Source organism: Ornithinibacillus salinisoli (assembly GCF_042684965.1).
Lineage (GTDB): Bacteria > Bacillota > Bacilli > Bacillales > Amphibacillaceae > Ornithinibacillus > Ornithinibacillus salinisoli.
The window spans coordinates 108,537-127,131 of the sequence record NZ_JBHUMI010000021.1; the positions used below are offsets into that span (position 1 = coordinate 108,537).

14 protein-coding genes are annotated in these 18,595 nt (G+C 36.2%); 13 read left to right on the forward strand and 1 reads right to left on the reverse strand.

All coding sequences use genetic code 11. The annotated features are described in order from the left end of the window. Positions 1–151: 151 nt before the first annotated feature. The 12 genes from ACFSTA_RS18390 (at position 152) to ACFSTA_RS18445 (ending at position 16,297) form a co-directional block, all read left to right on the forward strand. Positions 152–1,105, forward strand: a complete 954-nt coding sequence (locus tag ACFSTA_RS18390) for a YybS family protein (protein ID WP_377558298.1) — start codon at positions 152–154, stop codon at positions 1,103–1,105. Between the two features lie 94 nt (positions 1,106–1,199). Then, entirely contained in the window at positions 1,200–3,173 is a 1,974-nt protein-coding gene (locus ACFSTA_RS18395) for a DHH family phosphoesterase (protein ID WP_377558299.1), read from the forward strand. Then, positions 3,170–3,616, forward strand: coding sequence for a 50S ribosomal protein L9 (rplI, locus tag ACFSTA_RS18400; RefSeq protein WP_377558300.1), 447 nt, complete (start codon positions 3,170–3,172; stop codon positions 3,614–3,616). The genes ACFSTA_RS18395 and rplI overlap by 4 nt, the downstream gene beginning before the upstream one ends. A 44-nt stretch (positions 3,617–3,660) precedes the next feature. Next, entirely contained in the window at positions 3,661–5,031 is a 1,371-nt protein-coding gene (gene dnaB, locus ACFSTA_RS18405; protein ID WP_377558301.1) for a replicative DNA helicase, read from the forward strand. A 582-nt stretch (positions 5,032–5,613) separates the two neighbouring features. Further along, on the forward strand, positions 5,614–6,903 hold the full coding sequence (locus ACFSTA_RS18410; protein WP_377558302.1) for an adenylosuccinate synthase: 1,290 nt from the start codon (positions 5,614–5,616) through the stop codon (positions 6,901–6,903). 717 nt (positions 6,904–7,620) lie between these two features. After that, on the forward strand, positions 7,621–9,093 hold the full coding sequence (locus ACFSTA_RS18415) for a peptidoglycan DD-metalloendopeptidase family protein (RefSeq protein WP_377558303.1): 1,473 nt from the start codon (positions 7,621–7,623) through the stop codon (positions 9,091–9,093). Positions 9,094–9,376: 283 nt separating this feature from the next. Beyond that, on the forward strand, positions 9,377–10,081 hold the full coding sequence (yycF, locus tag ACFSTA_RS18420) for a response regulator YycF (RefSeq protein ID WP_377558304.1): 705 nt from the start codon (positions 9,377–9,379) through the stop codon (positions 10,079–10,081). 5 nt (positions 10,082–10,086) lie between these two features. Then, complete coding sequence (gene walK / locus ACFSTA_RS18425) at positions 10,087–11,919, forward strand: cell wall metabolism sensor histidine kinase WalK (protein WP_377558305.1); 1,833 nt, start codon at positions 10,087–10,089, stop codon at positions 11,917–11,919. Beyond that, positions 11,916–13,223, forward strand: a complete 1,308-nt coding sequence (locus ACFSTA_RS18430) for a YycH family regulatory protein (RefSeq protein ID WP_377558306.1) — start codon at positions 11,916–11,918, stop codon at positions 13,221–13,223. Before walK ends, ACFSTA_RS18430 begins: the two co-directional genes overlap by 4 nt. 2 nt (positions 13,224–13,225) lie before the next feature. After that, the gene (locus ACFSTA_RS18435) at positions 13,226–14,152 is read left to right on the forward strand and encodes a two-component system regulatory protein YycI (protein ID WP_377558307.1); all 927 of its coding nucleotides are present in this window, start codon (positions 13,226–13,228) and stop codon (positions 14,150–14,152) included. Next, positions 14,149–14,934, forward strand: coding sequence for an MBL fold metallo-hydrolase (locus ACFSTA_RS18440; protein WP_377558308.1), 786 nt, complete (start codon positions 14,149–14,151; stop codon positions 14,932–14,934). The genes ACFSTA_RS18435 and ACFSTA_RS18440 overlap by 4 nt, the downstream gene beginning before the upstream one ends. Positions 14,935–15,091: 157 nt before the next feature. Continuing rightward, a complete protein-coding gene (locus ACFSTA_RS18445; RefSeq protein WP_377558350.1) occupies positions 15,092–16,297 on the forward strand; it encodes a S1C family serine protease in 1,206 nt (401 codons plus the stop codon). 254 nt (positions 16,298–16,551) lie between these two features. Here the strand turns inward: ACFSTA_RS18445 and ACFSTA_RS18450 are convergent, their stop codons facing one another. Further along, on the reverse strand, positions 16,552–16,914 hold the full coding sequence (locus tag ACFSTA_RS18450; RefSeq protein ID WP_377558309.1) for a DoxX family protein: 363 nt from the start codon (positions 16,912–16,914) through the stop codon (positions 16,552–16,554). Positions 16,915–17,306: 392 nt separating this feature from the next. Between ACFSTA_RS18450 and ACFSTA_RS18455 the strand changes: the two genes are divergently transcribed. After that, positions 17,307–18,584, forward strand: coding sequence for an ABC transporter substrate-binding protein (locus ACFSTA_RS18455; RefSeq protein ID WP_377558310.1), 1,278 nt, complete (start codon positions 17,307–17,309; stop codon positions 18,582–18,584). Positions 18,585–18,595 lie beyond the last annotated feature (11 nt).

Consider the following 18,595-nt stretch of genomic DNA (forward strand, 5'->3'; position numbering starts at 1 on the left):
TCCTTCAACAAATGCCTTCTCCATTCCTGTCAAAGTCGAGGAAACACTATTTCTCTCATTGTAATTCCAAAATCGTTGAAATCCATGTTATCATATACTAATGAGATTAATTAAACTATCTATAGTGTTTTAAAATGATGAGGTGCAAAATATGAATCAATCCAAAAGACTAAAAGATGGAGCATTATTAACTACAATATATATCATATTATTGCTAGTAACAATTTTATTTCCTTTAACATCCATGATATTGACCTTTGTTCTACCAGTACCGTTTATCATTTTTGCAGCTAGACATGATTGGAAACCGTCATTAATCATGCTAACAGCTACAATAATATTATCGGCGTTATTTGCAACTGTATTTTCCTTACCGCTATCCTTGTTATATGGAATTGGAGGAATCATGATCGGTGCCGCAATCAAACGAAAGTTGTCTGCCTATGAAACATGGGCTAGAGGTACCGTAGGATTTGTTGCAGGTTTACTATTTGCGCTACTATTCGCCCAAGTCTTATTTGATATTAGCTTTGTGGAGGAATTGAATGAAAGAATGAACGATACTATTCAGATAAGTCAGTCGATGATGAGCGAATTTGGCTTAGATGAAGAAATAATAGAACAGCAAATAAGCATCGTAGAGGAATCACTTTCTACATTTAATGATTTGCTACCAATGCTACTTGTTATGATGGGATTAATACAGGCCCTTATAAGTCAGTGGATTGGCTATAAGGTGAGTAACCGAATTGAAAAGAGTAATCTACGTTTTCCGGAATTTCGTAACCTACAGTTTCCTGTAGCAATTATATGGATATATTTTATCGCGTTAGTTGTATCCTTACTACAGCAAGATCCGGATAGTATATTGTTTATGGGATTACAAAATGTTTTAATACTAACGGGATTCTTCATGGCAATACAAGGATTTTCTTTCTTCTTCTTTTTTGCTTATTATAAAAAGATGTCGAAATCAATTCCAATAATTGTTACCATCATTTCCTTGGTTTTATTGCCGCTATTACTTCCATTGATTCGAATCTTAGGTATAATTGATATAGGATTCGGACTAAGAGATCGCATGATGAAAAACGAGAAAAAATAGTATCGTATGAGAAGGCTGAAGATACTGTGTTTAAAAGTATCCTCAGTTTGGGTTATTTTTAAATACAGTCTTTCTTAGTAGGAGCTGAATATGAATGCCGGATTTACTAAAAAAACCGACACTTAGTAAACATTTATGGATTATTTATATCATATCCGCTATTTTGCTAGGTGTTATTTGGTATTACCAGTGGATACTAGGTATTATTATGACTGTGTTATTAACTACGTCGTTTTATTATAGTATTCGTAACGAAAAAACAATCCTTGATGAAACGGAAAAATATATTTCCACTTTATCTTACCGGGTAAAAAAAGTTGGCGAAGAGGCACTCTTGGAAATGCCGATTGGAATCGTACTTTTCAGTGAGGATTATCATATCGAGTGGACGAATCCGTATATGAATCAATTTGCTGAAGAGGATTCACTTGTAGGTGATTCCTTAAATAGTATCTCTGAAAACTTAATTCCCATGATAAAAGAGAATAAGGATGAAGTTTGGGTTAAGTTAGGTAATTATGAATTTCAAACTATGATAAAAAAAGAAGAACGTTTATTATATTTATTTGACCGCACGAAACAGACGGAAATTCAGACATTATATCAAAATGAAAAAACGGTTATTTTTATCATCTATTTAGATAATTATGATGAGATTACACAAAACATGGAAGATACATTTAAAAGTCAATTAAATTCGAATGTAACATCATTTTTAAATAAATGGTCACAAAAAAATGGATTATATATAAAACGAACATCTCAAGATCGGTTTTTAGCTGTAGGAACGAGAGAAATACTGCAAAAGCTAGAAAAGACTAAATTTGATATTTTAGATGAAATGCGTGAATTAGATACGGAGTTAAATGTACCAATAACACTCAGTATCGGAATTGGGGTTGGTTTTACAACATTACCTTCTCTTGGTGAACTCGCTCAATCAAGTCTAGATTTAGCTTTAGGCAGAGGTGGGGACCAAGTAGCAATTAAGGATGACTCGGGAAAAGTACGATTTTATGGTGGAAAGACTAATCCAATGGAAAAACGTACGAGAGTAAGGGCACGAGTAATTTCTCATGCGCTCAAGGATCTTGTTAAAGCTAGTGATAATGTCATTATTATGGGACATCAATCACCAGATATGGATTCGATAGGAGCAGCAATTGGCATCTTAAATATTGCTCAGACTAATGGTGTTGAAGGCTATATCGTCTTCGATCCAAATGATGTAGATACAGGTGTATTACGTATGGTTGAAGCGATAGAAGAAGATGAAAGTATTTGGCAACACTTTATTGATCCGGATGATGCTGAAGATCTCGTGTCCAGCCGTAGTTTAATAGTTGTAGTGGATACGCACAAACCATCTATGGTAGTCGATAAACGTCTTCTAAACAAATCAGAATATAAAGTAGTAATCGATCACCATCGACGTGGGGAAGACTTTATTGAAAATCCAACACTTGTTTATATGGAGCCTTATGCGTCATCGACAGCTGAACTTGTTACGGAACTACTTGAATATCAGCCGAAGGGGAAAAAGCTTAAGATGTTAGAAGCCACCGCATTATTAGCGGGGATAACGGTAGACACGAAAAGCTTCACCTTACGAACAGGTTCACGTACCTTCGATGCTGCCTCCTATTTACGATCAAAGGGTGCGGATACGGTACTAGTTCAGCAGTTTTTAAAGGAAGATTTAGATCTATATATTCGAAGAAGTAAATTGATTGAACGAGCAAAAGTGTACCGTGATACCATTGCGATTGCTAAAGCTGAGCCGGACGATATCTATGGTCCAGTTTTAATTGCACAGACTGCAGATACACTACTGACGATGAGTGGTATAAATGCCTCATTTGTAATTTCAGAACGAAAAGACGGAAAAATTGGTATCAGCGCCCGCTCACTTGGTGACTTAAACGTTCAGGTAATTATGGAAAAAATGGACGGTGGCGGCCATTTGACGAATGCAGCTACACAAATTGAAGATACAACAATAGATGATGCAGAAGCACTATTAAAGGATATACTTGATGAATACTATGAGGGGAGAGAATCGGAATGAAAGTAATTTTCTTAAAGGATGTAAAAGGTAGCGGAAAAAAAGGGGAAGTAAAAAACGTTTCTGACGGATATGCTCGTAACTTTTTATTGAAAAATAATTTGGCAAAAGAAGCAACACAAGGAAATATGAAAGCTTTAGAAGCACAAAAAAAGAAGAATGAACAGCTAGAACAGCAAGAGAAAGACGAAGCAGTAAAGCTAAAGGAAACACTAGCAGAATTAACCGTGGAATTAAAAGCTAAATCTGGAGAAAGTGGTCGTTTATTCGGTTCGATCACGAGTAAACAAATTGCAGAAGAATTGAACAAAACACATGGCTATAAAATCGATAAACGGAAGATAGAACTAGATCAACCAATTCGCACACTAGGATTTACAAATGTTCCTGTAAAGCTTCATCCGGAAGTAACTGGAACAGTTAAAGTTCATGTCGTTGAAAAGTAGAAATCAAACTGGGAAAGGTCTCTCAAGTAAAGGAGGAACAATGAATGAGTGAATGGAATGATCGCACTCCACCACATAATATAGAAGCAGAACAAGCGGTAATTGGTGCAATCTTTCTTGAACCAGAGGCATTTTCAACAGCGTCTGAAATACTGGTGCCAGAGGATTTTTATCGAGCAAGTCACCAACGAATCTTTTCTACTATGTTAAGTCTTGCCGATAAAGGGGAACCAATTGACCTTGTAACTGTAACGACTTCATTATCAAATAACAGGCTTCTAGAGGAAGCTGGAGGGGTTTCTTATTTAACGGAAGTTGCTGAGAGTGTCCCAACAGCTGCTAATATAGGCTACTATACGAAAATCGTTGAGGAAAAATCTGTACTGAGGCGGTTAATTCGTACCGCTACAGATATTGTAACGACTACGTTTGATAAAGAAGATGAAGTAGAAGACGTATTAAATGAAGCAGAGAAAAATATATTAGAGGTTTCTGGGCGTAAAAACTCAGGTGCTTTTAAAGCAATAAAAGATGTACTTATCGAAGTATATGATAGTATTGAGCAACTGCACCATAATGATGCGGAGGTTACAGGTGTTCCTACGGGATACAGAGACCTAGACAAAATCACTTCTGGATTTCAGCGCAATGATTTAATCATTATAGCTGCACGTCCTTCTGTAGGTAAAACGGCATTTGCCTTAAACATTGCTCAAAATGTTGCTGTGAAAACAGATGAAAATGTCGCCATCTTTAGTTTAGAGATGGGCGCTGAACAGCTTGTTCAACGTATGCTTTGTGCGGAAGGTAATATTGATGCGCAACGCTTACGTACCGGAACATTGCAAGCAGATGACTGGAGTAAACTAACAATGGCAATGGGCTCGTTGTCTAATGCTGGTATTTATATTGATGATACACCAGGTATTCGCGTGAATGAGATTCGTTCGAAATGTCGTAGACTAAAGCAGGAACATGGATTAGGTATGATTCTAATAGACTACTTACAGCTCATCCAAGGTAGCGGAAAATCAGGTGAAAACAGACAACAAGAAGTTTCTGAGATTTCGAGATCCTTAAAAGGTCTAGCCCGTGAACTTAATGTTCCTTTAATTGCTTTATCACAGCTATCACGTGGTGTGGAACAACGACAGGACAAGCGTCCAATGATGTCTGATTTACGTGAATCTGGAAGTATTGAGCAGGATGCCGATATTGTAGGATTCTTATATCGTGATGACTATTATGATCAAGAGTCAGAGAAACAGAATATCATTGAAATCATTCTTGCTAAGCAACGTAATGGTCCAGTTGGTACTGTTGAGCTTGCCTTTGTGAAGGAATATAATAAATTCGTAGACTTGGATCACCGTTATCAAGAAAGCGATGTTCCACCAGAACCAATTCAAGTGTAATAGAATATGGTAGGACAAAAGAGAAATCCAATACAATTACATTAAAAAGGCTTAGAGAATTTTCTCTAAGCCTTTTTATAAAGTAAAGAAAGTATTTTTGTTCATATGCAGGAACAGCCATGTCTAGCACCAGCGCTCAGAGAATAAGAGTTACTGCGAACTTTCTATCAATTATTCATTAAAATTTATTACTTGGAAAAAGCAACAATTTTTTACAAAACAACCTTATTTAATTATTGGAGGACATTAGGTTCGTTATTTCCATTAGAATAGTGCTTTAAAGTAACTTTACGGACATATGATCCTTTATTTAGTACTTTTCATAGTAAAATAAGTGTTCGTTTGGCAAATAAGGAACCTGAAGTCCGTTTGCACCTAAAAATAGCTTTTATTCTATCAATAACGTATCTGTTGTCCGCAAAGTAGTCAATCCATTTTTCAACTTAGTACTAGCACCAATACCGAACAATAGAATCATATATTCATATATTATTCGTATTTGAATTGACTAGAGGAAAATATACTGATAAACTTACACTTGGTTATAATAAAAAAACAAACAATTTAAGTTGGAGGTGCACTATGTCCTCAGTAGTAGTTGTTGGAACCCAATGGGGCGATGAAGGAAAAGGTAAAATTACCGACTTTTTATCGCAAAATGCCGAGGTTGTATCACGTTACCAAGGTGGAAATAATGCAGGACACACAATTAAGTTTGACGGAATTACATATAAGTTGCACTTAATACCTTCGGGGATATTTTTTGAAGATAAGATATGTGTATTAGGAAATGGCATGGTAATTGATCCAAAAGCGTTTGTAGAAGAAATTGCTTATTTACATGAGCGCAATGTATCGACGGATAATTTAAGAATAAGTAATCGAGCACACGTTATTTTACCTTACCATTTAAGACTAGATATTTTACAAGAAGAAGAAAAAGGGATTCATAAAATAGGAACGACAAAAAAAGGAATCGGACCTGCTTATATGGACAAAGCAGCTCGAAGCGGTATTCGAATTGCTGATTTGCTTGATAAAGAAACATTCCGTAGCAAGCTGGAACAGAATTTGAAAGAGAAAAATCGCTTATTTGAAAAAGTGTATGAAGTAGATCCAATTAATATCGAGGATATTTTAGATGAGTACTATGAATATGGTCAGCAGTTAGCAAAATACGTATGTGACACATCCGTTGTGCTAAATGATGCGCTGGATGATGGACGCCGCGTGTTATTTGAAGGAGCACAGGGTGTTATGCTTGATATTGACCAGGGTACTTACCCATTTGTTACTTCATCCAACCCAATTGCTGGTGGAGTAACAATTGGTGCTGGAGTTGGACCAACTAAGATCAAACATGTTGTAGGTGTATCAAAAGCGTATACAACTCGAGTGGGAGATGGACCGTTCCCAACAGAGCTTCATGATGAGATAGGTGATCAAATTCGTGAGGTTGGTCGGGAATATGGCACAACAACTGGTAGACCACGTCGTGTAGGTTGGTTTGATAGCGTAGTCGTTCGTCATGCAAAACGCGTAAGTGGTATTACGGATTTATCGCTAAACTCGCTGGATGTATTAACGGGAATTGAAACATTAAAGATCTGTGTGGCGTACCGTTACAAAGGTGAATTGGTAAAAGAATTTCCGGCAAGTTTAGTTGCATTAGCAGAATGTGAGCCAGTATATGAAGAAATGCCAGGTTGGAGTGAAGATATAACAAATGTTAGGAATTTGCATGAACTTCCTGCAAATGCACGTCACTATCTGGAGCGAATTTCACAACTAACTGAAATTCCGTTATCAATCTTCTCTGTTGGACCAGATCGTTCGCAAACAAATGTCGTAAGAAGTGTATATAGCAACTAAACATATTAATTTGGATAGAGATAGTACTTGGTAAAACAGGTGCTATCCTTTTTTTATAGTCTAGGAAATTATAAAATTTAATACCTGTGGATACTTATTGGCAAGAACAGCCACGTCCAGCTCCAGCGCCCAGCGACTAGCGCAACTTCCCTCACCTCCGTACGATAACAGTTCGACATAGTCGAACATCCTTAAACTGTAAGATTAAAGGAAGGCCGACTAAAACCGGGCTTTGCGCCCAACGTCGGCATACCCCTATGAAGGGGCATGTTTCCTTTATCTCCTGCGGGGACTGTTCAATTAAAACCGCCACTTTGCGTGGCAACATTGAACCACCAGCGTTACGCTGGCGCAGTTCGTACGTCGCTAAACGGGCGCTTGCGCTTTTGTTCTTCTCAAAATCAAGTCAAAAGTAGATATATCATGAAATGATGTAGATAATTTGTATGACAATGTGTAACAGTCTTGTAAAATTAATGTCATAATTTGGTTTAAAATAGGTATAAAATACTCTATTTCTACTAATTTTTATGGTAATTAAGTACGATATAGTAAAAAAATGTAATTTATTATACAGTTTGTTTACATTGTAGGAAATACTGTTCCCTAAGATACGACATCTATGGTAGATTAATAGAGGTACAGAGAAAGTCTACTAAAGAAACTATTTGAAAATTTAAATATAATATTTTTTCATGGTAAGGGGGAATTACCATCGTGTTATTTCGAAAAAATAAAACAAAAACAACGAGTATGTTTAAACGGATAGCTCTTGCAACGAGTATTGGTCTACTCTTTACATACGGAACGGTTTTTGCGGAAGATAGTGACGGTGTTGAAATAGTTCACCATGTATATCTTGATGGTGAATATATCGGTAAAATTAGCGATCCGAATATTGTAGAAGATATTGTAGAGGATAAATTAACTACTGGGGATGAATCATATTCCGATGATATAACACTTACAATTGGAGAAGAAGTGTCTCTAGTTTCGGAAAAAGTGTTTAACCCAAATTTCAATAATACGGATGTAGCGAATGAATTAGAAGACCAGTTATCGATTAAAGCTGAATCCATTGAGCTTACTATCGGTGACAATGTTGTTGGATACTTTAATGACGAAGAAACTGCAAATCAAGTAATCCATAACTATAAAACGAAATATGTTGATGAAGATATACTAGAAAAAATTGAAGAATCTAAACAATCCGTTACGGAAAGTGATGAACCTGGTGTTGCAGATAAACCAAAAGAAATGAGCGATATTGCAATTGGTGAATCTATTATATTAGACGTAACATTATCAGAAGAAGTTTCACTTTCTAAGGAAAAAATAGACCCGGAAGAAATTTTATCTGTGAAGCAAGGTGTTAAGCTACTAGAAAAAGGTACGCTAGCAGAGAAAAAGCATGAAGTGCAAGAAGGCGAAGTATTAGGGAAAATTGCAAGTAACTATAATTTAACCACAAAGAAGCTACTTGAGCTTAACCCAGAGCTTGACGAAGATTCTGTCATACAAATTGGACAAGAGATTAATGTCACCGATCTAAAACCCTTTGTTGATGTAGTTGTTTTAAAGCAAGAAAAGAAAGAAGAGACAATGAAGCATGAGACAGAAATAGTAAAGTCGGATGAATTGTACAAAGGGGAAGAAACTGTACGTCAAAAAGGTTCTGATGGTAAAAAAGAAGTTCATTACGCATTAGAAATAAGAAATGGAAAAACATCCGATCGTGAAATTTTGGATGAAAAAGTAACCAAAGACCCTGTTAATAAGGTAATTGTAAAAGGTACGAAAGTTATTCCTTCAAGAGGTACGGGAGTATTAAGCTGGCCAACAGTAGGTGGATATGTATCTAGTCATGTTGGACAACGCTGGGGAAGAATGCATAAGGGTATTGATATAGCTAGACCGAGCAACCGATCTATTCTAGCCGCTGATAATGGCGTAGTTGTGGAAGCAGGTTATTCTAGTGGATTTGGAAATAAAATAGTAATCAATCACAACAACGGAATGAAAACAATTTATGCCCATCTATCTTCTATAGATGTTAATGTTGGACAAACTGTCGAAAAAGGAAAAAAAATAGGTGTAATGGGATCTACAGGTAATTCCACTGGAGTTCACTTACATTTTGAAGTTTACCAAGATGGTGTTTTACAAAATCCATTAGATCATTTAAATTAAATAGCTAACAGGCTAGCTCAAGTGAATGAGCTAGCCTGTTTTACTTCATAATATGTATCACAGAATAACAAAAATTAATCGATGTAGTTTAATCCTATTCACACGATGGAAGGAGACGTCGTAAGTATGCAGATGAATGGAATTACGACCAAAACATGATACTTCTTTGTCTGCAAGGAAAGACATTTAATCAAAAGTAAGTTAAAATAGGTAGTATACGACGATGCGAAACTAACGTTTTTTAAAATATATGATGTAAATTAAAATAAAGGGAAGTGGAACAATGCCACAGAAAATTTTAGTTGTTGATGATGAACAACCAATTGCGGACATTTTGAAATTTAATTTAGAAAAAGAAGGCTATGAAGTAGTATGTGCATATGAGGGTGATGAGGCAATAAGTCTAGCTGGAGCAGAATCACCGGATTTAGTATTATTGGACATCATGCTTCCAAATAAAGATGGATATGAGGTATGCCGTGAGATTCGAAAAACACAAACGATGCCGATTATCATGTTAACGGCCAAAGACTCAGAAATTGACAAAGTACTTGGGTTAGAACTTGGTGCAGATGATTATGTAACGAAACCGTTTAGCAACCGAGAATTGATTGCACGTGTAAAAGCTAACTTACGAAGACTGCAGCAAGTCCCAGAGGATTCGACAAGAGAGTCAAAAGATATTAGTATTGGATCCCTTGTAATACACCCAGATGCTTACACCGTAACAAGAGATGGTGCACAAATCGAATTAACACATCGTGAATTCGAATTGCTACATTATTTAGCTCGACATATTGGACAAGTGATGACACGAGAGCATTTGCTAGAAACCGTATGGGGTTATGATTACTTTGGTGATGTGAGAACAGTGGATGTGACTGTAAGAAGACTTCGTGAAAAAATAGAGGAGAGTCCAAGTAACCCGATGTGGATCGTCACCCGTCGAGGTGTTGGGTATTATTTACGTAATCCTGAGCAGGAGTAGTTACTATGCATAAAGTTGGTTTTTTTCGTTCCATACAATTAAAGTTTATTATTATTTACATTTTACTATTGCTTGTGGCTGTACAAGTGATCGGTTCTTATTTTGGGACAGAATTAGCTTCAAAATTGCGTAATAACCATATTGAAACCATCGATAACCGCATTGATGTATTAAGTATCTATTTAGGAGAAGTCTTTAACAAGGAACGTACGGGTGAAGAAGGTGAACCTACACTTCAAGAGGATGTACAAGGTACAATTAGGGATATTGAGACAGATAGTAATTGGAATGTTCTCGTTGTTAATAATCAAAGTAGCGTATTAGGGACAAATGACTACACCCAGGAAGACGATATCGGTAAAAAAACATTCAAAGAATTTATCCAGAAGACTTTAGTTGTTGAAGATGTGCAATCAGACAGCTTCATAGATCCAGAAACAGATAATAGAATGTATGTAAAAGCAGTGCCAATAATGAACGAATCTGAAGATGTGCTGGGTGTTATTTATGTAGAGTCTTCTTTAGAAAAAGTTTACGATCAACTGGAAAGTATAAACGTGATATTTCTAAGAGGATCAACTTTAGCCATTTTAATTTCTGCCTTTATCGGTATTTTAGTTGCAAGAACTATTACAAGACCAATTAAAGAAATGCGGGAACAAGCGCAAACAATGGCAAGAGGAGATTTCTCTCAAAAAGTTAATGTTTATGGACAAGATGAAATTGGACAGCTTGCAGTGACTTTTAACGATTTGAATGATCGGTTAAGACTATCCTATGCTAAAACAGAAGAAGAAACACGTAAGCTTAATTCGGTATTGGAAAATATGTCGGACGGTGTTATAGCTACCGATAAAACAGGTGCTGTCACCTTAATGAATGAAGCGGCAGGGAAGTTAATTGGACAAAACCCCGAGGATAGTCAAGGTAAGTTTCTACTTGATGTATTAAATTTGGATGAGAAAGTTGTAGATATAACAGATCTACAAGATAGTGGAACAATGATTATTGATTTTAGTGAAGATGATAGTATTTTTATGATTCGAGCTAATTTTTCAACGGTTACTGATGAAGAGGATGAGATTTCAGGTTTTATTACGGTTATTAGTGATGTAACCGAACAGGAAAAGCTAGAACAGGATCGTCGTGAATTTGTTTCAGATGTCTCCCATGAATTACGTACTCCACTAACAACGATGCGTAGTTATATTGAAGCCTTAACAGATGGCGCATGGGAAAATAAAGAAATTGCTCCTAAATTTTTAGAAGTAACACAAAACGAAACAGAACGAATGATACGAATGGTTAATGACTTATTACAGCTTTCCCGAATGGATACGAAAGATTATACATTACAAAGAGAGCGAACGGACTTCATAACGTATTTTCATCATATAATTGATCGTTTTGAAATGAACATACCAGAACGGATTACCCTTCAAAGAGAATTGCCAAAAGAAAGGCTGTATGTCTTAATTGATCAAGATAAAATAACACAAGTATTAGATAATATCATTTCCAATGCTATTAAATATTCACCTGAGGGTGGAAAAATTACATTGAAGGTTATTAGACAAAAATATCAAATTCTTGTAGCTATAGAAGATCAAGGGATGGGAATCGCATACGATAAGCTTGATAAAATATTTGAACGATTCTACAGAGCTGATAAAGCAAGAACGAGAAAATTTGGTGGAACGGGGTTAGGTTTAGCAATTTCCAAAGAGTTGGTAGAAGCACACCATGGTAGAATTTGGGCGAAAAGTAAAGAGGGTAAAGGTACCATGATTCTCTTTACACTCCCGCTGATAGGTAAGAAGCGGAGGGTTACTCGATGAATTTTGAAACTGTAAAAACCTATATATTGTATATTTTAGTTGGAATAAGCTTAATTCTAACGTTTAGTTTATGGAACTATCAACCAATAGATGATCCACTTGATAATAATGAGCCTTTATTAGATGAAAATGAATTTAGCTTGGGTGGAAAAGAACATTCCAAAAAGGAATTGATAACACCGAGTAACATTATATTTGAAAAAAATAATTATTACTACGGGTTTAAAGATCCATTAGATACACAATCACTTTACCGTGAAATGCAATCCTGGAATTTAAACGATATTAGAGAAACCGAAGCAAATGGCCGACCAAATGATAATAATCTAGTTGAAATAAAATATCCCTTACCACTACCTGTGAGTATCCTACCTAGTTTATTTTCAGTTGATATCGAAGAAGAAAGATTGCCCGAATGGTCCTTTCAGCAGGTTTATATCACATTTGAAAGTAATCAGATGTTAACGATTCAATTTATATCAATAGATGGTCGTGATCAAGTCAAATTCAATGTCACAAATGCTGAAAAGTATGATTTACTTTGGGACTATTTGGTGAATTTTAATGGACTTGTGGAATATATGGTATTTGAGGATTCTGAGAATCCGATTTATATACCATATAATGAAGTAACTTTAGCAAGACAAAAACTTGGATTTGATACGGTAGATCCACTATTATTAGTTAATGCCTTATTTACGAGTCCAGATGAAGTTGTAAAAAATCCGTCTAGAGATAATGGAGATTATTATCAAGATGGTGTACGGACAATGCGAGTTTCCCAGGATGAAATAAGTATGGAATATACAAATCCACAACAATCAAGCTATGATCCGGTAACGGCGGATCAATTAATTGATAAAAGTATTACTAGAATTAATGAATTTAAAGGCTGGATTAACAATTTTCAAGTGGATTCAATTGATACATTAGAGAACACCATACGTTATCAAATGTTTTTTAGGGGTTACCCAATATATGAAACGAGTATGTTAAATATTATTGAACAGCAATGGCGTAATAATTCGCTTTTTCAATATAGTAGTCCGTTATTTTACATTACCAGTTCCTTTGAGGAAGAAAATGTTCAGCTAGATTCAGGAAGAGATATTAGTTATGCGATTAAATCAGAATATGATCTGGAAAAAGTACAAGATATCCGGGTGGGCTACAGTATTGAGAATATAGATAGTTTTAGTTCTTTAAATTCTTTAAAGTTAGTGCCTTCATGGTATCTAAAATATAATGGATATTGGCAAAAAATTAGTGTGGAAGAAATAAACTTTAATAAAGGAGTGAGCTGAGGATGCAATGGGGCCAAATTAAAACATTATTTATCCTCTGCTTCTTACTTCTTGATATTTACTTATTAGTCCTATTTCTTGAAAAAGAACAAGAAGCGGATCGGCCATTTTTAAATAATCCAGATTTATCAATTGAGGAGACTTTGGAACAAGAAAAAATAGGCATACCTGATGAATTACCGGAAGAACTGCCTGATGAAGCATTTATTCAAGCTAATCAAAAGCATTTTACAGATGAAGAACTGGATCGTATTACGAGTTTAGAAAATCAGAAAGTTACCAACGTAAATAAGAATATGATTGTTTCTATATTTGAAGAACCAATTACATTACCAGAGAAATCATCAGAAGAAGCGATTGAGCAGCTGGTAAAAAGTAATATATTGTTTCCAGAGGAGTTCAGTTTTGAGTACTGGGATACAGATACGAATATACTCGTTTTTTTTCAACGAAAAAACGAACGAGCCATTTATTTTAATCAAAATGCACTACTACTTGTTTATCTAAATGATGACAATGAATTCGTTGCATATACACAATCCATGTTAGGTGAACCGGAATCAAATAATGACAAAAAGTCATTAATTAGTCCAATACTTGCTATTGATACATTATATGAAGAAAATCAATTGTTTTCGGGACAAGCCGTTACAGATATGGATATAGGTTATTACACGATGTTCCCATTAGATAATGGCACTCAAGTATTTGTACCTACGTGGAAATTGACTGTAGATGAAGAAAGAGATCTCTTTGTAAACGCAACAGAGCGATTGGTCTACCCGAACAATGAAGGCTTCATCGAAGAAGCAATTAATCGAAATCTAGAACGAGTCCGTTTAATAAAAGATCAACCAGACCTAAAAGAAGAAATGGTAAACATACTGCTCGAGAAGTATGAAGTAATAAATCGGAGTGAAGAGGAATGACATTACGTTTTAGTGTATTGGCATCAGGAAGTTCAGGAAATGCCTTTTATGTTGAATCGGATCAAGAGAAAATTTTAGTTGATGCGGGATTAAGTGGGAAGCAATTGGATCGACTCTTTCATGATGTTGATGTCGATCCATCCGCATTATCAGGAATATTAGTTACACATGAGCATAGTGACCATATAAAAGGACTAGGTATTATTGCAAGAAAATATAACCTTCCTATTTATGCAAATGAAAGAACATGGCGTGCAATGGATCGTTCCTTGGGCAAGCTAACGGTAGATCAGAAGTTTTACTTTGGAATGGAAGAAGTAAAAACCTTTGGTGACTTGGAAATTGAATCCTTTGGCGTGTCGCATGATGCTGCAGAACCAATGTTTTATGTGTTTCGCCATGATGGGAAAAAAGTGGCCCTCGTAACAGACTTAGGATATGTATCAGAACGAATCAAGAAGACGGTTGAAGACGCAGATGCCTATATTTTTGAAGCGAATCATGATGTGGAAATGCTCCGAATGGGACGTTATCCGTGGAATGTAAAACGACGTATATTAGGAGATTCTGGTCACGTATCCAATGAGGATTGTGGCTTGGCATTAGCTGATATAATCGGCAATCGGACAAAACGCATTTATTTAGCCCATTTAAGCCAAGACAATAACATGAAAGACTTAGCACGAATGTCTGTGGATAGTGTACTCCAAGAACGAGGCATAACATTAGACCTATATGACACAGACCCTAACTCACCCACACCAATGTATGAAGTTGGCTAGGTGGGTTGAGGGGTCAGACCCCTCGTCCCACAAGAACCAAACCTTTCCAATGTTTAATATATTTACGATAGCGGAATACTATTTATTATAGAAATGCTGATTTGAAAGTACGTACACCAGTTACGTGCTTTTTACTTAGCAAAAGGGGATGGTTAACATAGGATATTATGATAATCACTATCCACCTAATCCGCATCGAAAAAAAGGAAACCGTTGGTTAGTTCCGTTGCTATTAGGTGTAGTGATAGGTATTTTACTCGTGTCGGTTGCAATACCGGCTGTATTTAATTCTAATCTGGTAGATAATCAACAAGGAAATTATGATTCTGCCGAAATAACCCAAGGTAATAATAATGATAATCCGAGTTCAATGAGTGTTGATATAACAACACAAATAACGAATGTTGTGCAGCAAGTTGCTCCTACTGTTGTTGGAGTAACCAATATTCAACGACAAAATAGTTTCTTACAGCAACAAGAAGGTACGGAAGCAGGTACAGGCTCCGGAGTAATTTATAAAATAGATGGTCAAAATGCTTATATTGTTACAAACTACCACGTTGTAGAAGGTGCTGATGAGCTAGAGATCGTATTATATGATGACACGCACGTGGAAGCGGAATTGCTAGGGGGAGATTTGTTTTCTGACTTAGCAGTGTTACGTATGGACGGAGATGTGATTGAGCAAACCATTGAAATGGGATCTTCTGAAAATATTAAGGTTGGGGAACCTGCCATCGCGATTGGTAATCCTTTAGGGCATATGTTTGCAGGCTCTGTTACACAAGGAATCATAAGTGGTACCCAACGAACGATTCCCCAAGACTTTGATTATGATGGTCGAGCTGACTGGCAGGCAGAAGTAATTCAAACAGACGCTGCTATCAACCCTGGTAACAGTGGTGGTGCACTAATTAATATGGAAGGACTTCTTATCGGAATAAATTCGATGAAGGTCAACCAAGAGGCTGTAGAAGGTATTGGTTTTTCCATCCCTATTGATGTAGCCCGCCCAATTATAGAAGAATTAGAAAAAGAAGGTAGCGTGACTCGTCCATTTATTGGTGTAGAAATATATTCATTGGATGAAGTCCCACAATCAGAATGGAAAGAAACGCTAAATCTTCCTGGCGAGGTTGAAGGCGGAGTATATGTATGGAGTGTTGATCCATTATCTCCAGCAGATCAAGCAGGCTTAGAACGACTCGATGTCATAACCCATTTAGATGATGTACAAGTAATGAATATGATCGACCTAAGAAAAATTCTCTACCAAGAAAAAGAAGTAGGCGATGAAATCAACATCACATACTACCGTAACGGAGAAAAACAAGAAACAACACTGAAGCTAGGAGTTCAATAAGGGGGGGACTGACCCCTCGTCCCACTAAAACAGCTATCTCGATGGAAGGAGATAGCTGTTTTTATTCGTTTTGGTGGTAACTATCCACATTTTTAAGAAGTTATTCACATTATGTGGATTATTTTTTGAGATATTCAATATTTTGTGGTGTTCATTTGTTCAAACACAAAATAACTACGAACATTTGTGCATATGTGGATAATTTTGTGCATAACTTACGGAAAATCCACTGTTTTTAGAACTTATGCACACTACTATGAAATATATTTCCCTCGAATATGCTTCCAAATTAAAATTAATAAAATAACCATGACAATATCTAGTCTTGCTTGAAAGGCGAATGCTACAATTCCTTCATTGAAAAGAGTGGGTAATTTCGTCAAATATATGGCACCAGAAATAATAATAAGTAAGGTAATAGCAGCTTGTTTGACATACACTCCACCAACTATAAGTGCTCCGCTTGCAATTTCTAAGATTGCAATTAGAAATAAAGTAATTTCAGGAAATGGTAAATTTAGATTATAAAACGTTTCCTTGAAAGTTGGATTCATTAGTTTCATTATTCCGGACGTAATAAAGACATAACCTACCGCATAGCAAATCCAATTGGACATGTTCATATGGAATCGAATGAAAATCTCCCCCTGTTAGATAGAATAATTTCACTAATACATATGCAAAGATCAGGACAATCTTGACAAGCTTTTCGCAATTATTTAGGAAACCGATTTACATAAAATTGTTTTTATTGTTGATTTTTTGACTTTTTATACATATAATTAACATAGAAAGCGCTTTCTTTCATCTTTGAGTGGTGTTATTTTGTTCTTTTTACGAAATCGGTTTCCTAACTTGGCCACAATTTTATTCATTAGCAAAACAATTGGTGGTTATAGGGAGGATCAATTTGAAGTAGGGAGGGTATGGTTTATCGTTAGTAAGGTGAAGCAGCCAATGTCGATACTTAGTTATTATGAATTCCTAATTTACAGGGGGTAATTATCAAATGACAAAAAGTAAGTTTTTATGGACCTTAGGATTATTGTTAATGCTATCATTCTCACTTGTAGCTTGTGGTGATAATGATGAAGCCAGTGGAGATGGCGAAGTAACATTAGACTTCTGGGTATTTGGTGCGACAAATTATGAAGAGCTTGCAAAAGAATATGAAGATCAAAATCCTGGTGTAACAATTAAAGTACGTACAGCAGAAACAGACGAACATCATAATGGATTATTTACTTCGTTATCAGCTGGGAGTGGAGCACCTGATATTGCTATGTTAGAAGTTGATCAGTTAGATAGATTCAAAGATGCTCAAGATAGATTTTCTAATCTCTATGATCTGGGAGCAAAAGTTGTTCAAGATCAATACTTAGATTGGAAATGGAAGATTGGCGAAAACAGTGATGGCGACTTCCTCTTCGGATTACCAACAGATATCGGACCAAAAGCAATGTTTTACCGAGTGGATGTATTTGAGGAAGCTGGTTTGCCTACAGAGCCTAGTGAGGTTGAGGGGCTAATCCAAACAAAGGATGACTTCTTACAAGTAGGTACGCAAATCAAAGAAAAAACAGGTAAACCAATGGTGGATAGTATGGAAATGGCATATCGCGCTATCATTGACGGAGCGGAACAAAGCTTTTTTGACAATGAGGGTAATTTACTCATTGAAAATGCAGGTAACTCCGTAAAAGAAGCTTATGATCTTGCAGTAGAAATGGATGAAATAGGTCTTGTTGGTGAGTTTACCATGTGGACTCCAGAATGGGGTAACGCTGTAAACAACGGCGATTTTGCTGTAGAAATGGGAGCGGCATGGCTAAAAGGCTGGATGTTAGGTAATGCACCAGATGCATCTGGAAAATTCAGAGTCGCAACATTGCCGTCAGAATTTGCTGGAAACTGGGGAGGTTCCTATATCTCTATTCCAGAAGAAACGGATCATCCGGAAGAGGCTTATGCATTTGTTGAGTGGCTTGTATCACCCGAAAGTCAGTTGAAATCTTTCCAAAGTGAAGCAGGGTTATTCCCTTCATCTCCAGAAGTTTACGAAATGGAAGATTTTAAGAATACGACAGACGAGTTTTTTGGTGGACAAAGTACGGCACAATATTTTGCAAAAGCAACGGAAGATATCTCATATATTTATAAAGGACCAGACTATGTTAGCGTCCATAATGAAATATTAACTGCATTGGAAAATGTTCAACAAGGTGCTGACCCTGATTCGGAATGGGGTGACGCTGTTGAGCGCATTAAGGGTGTTATCAGTAGATAATCTCGTCATCA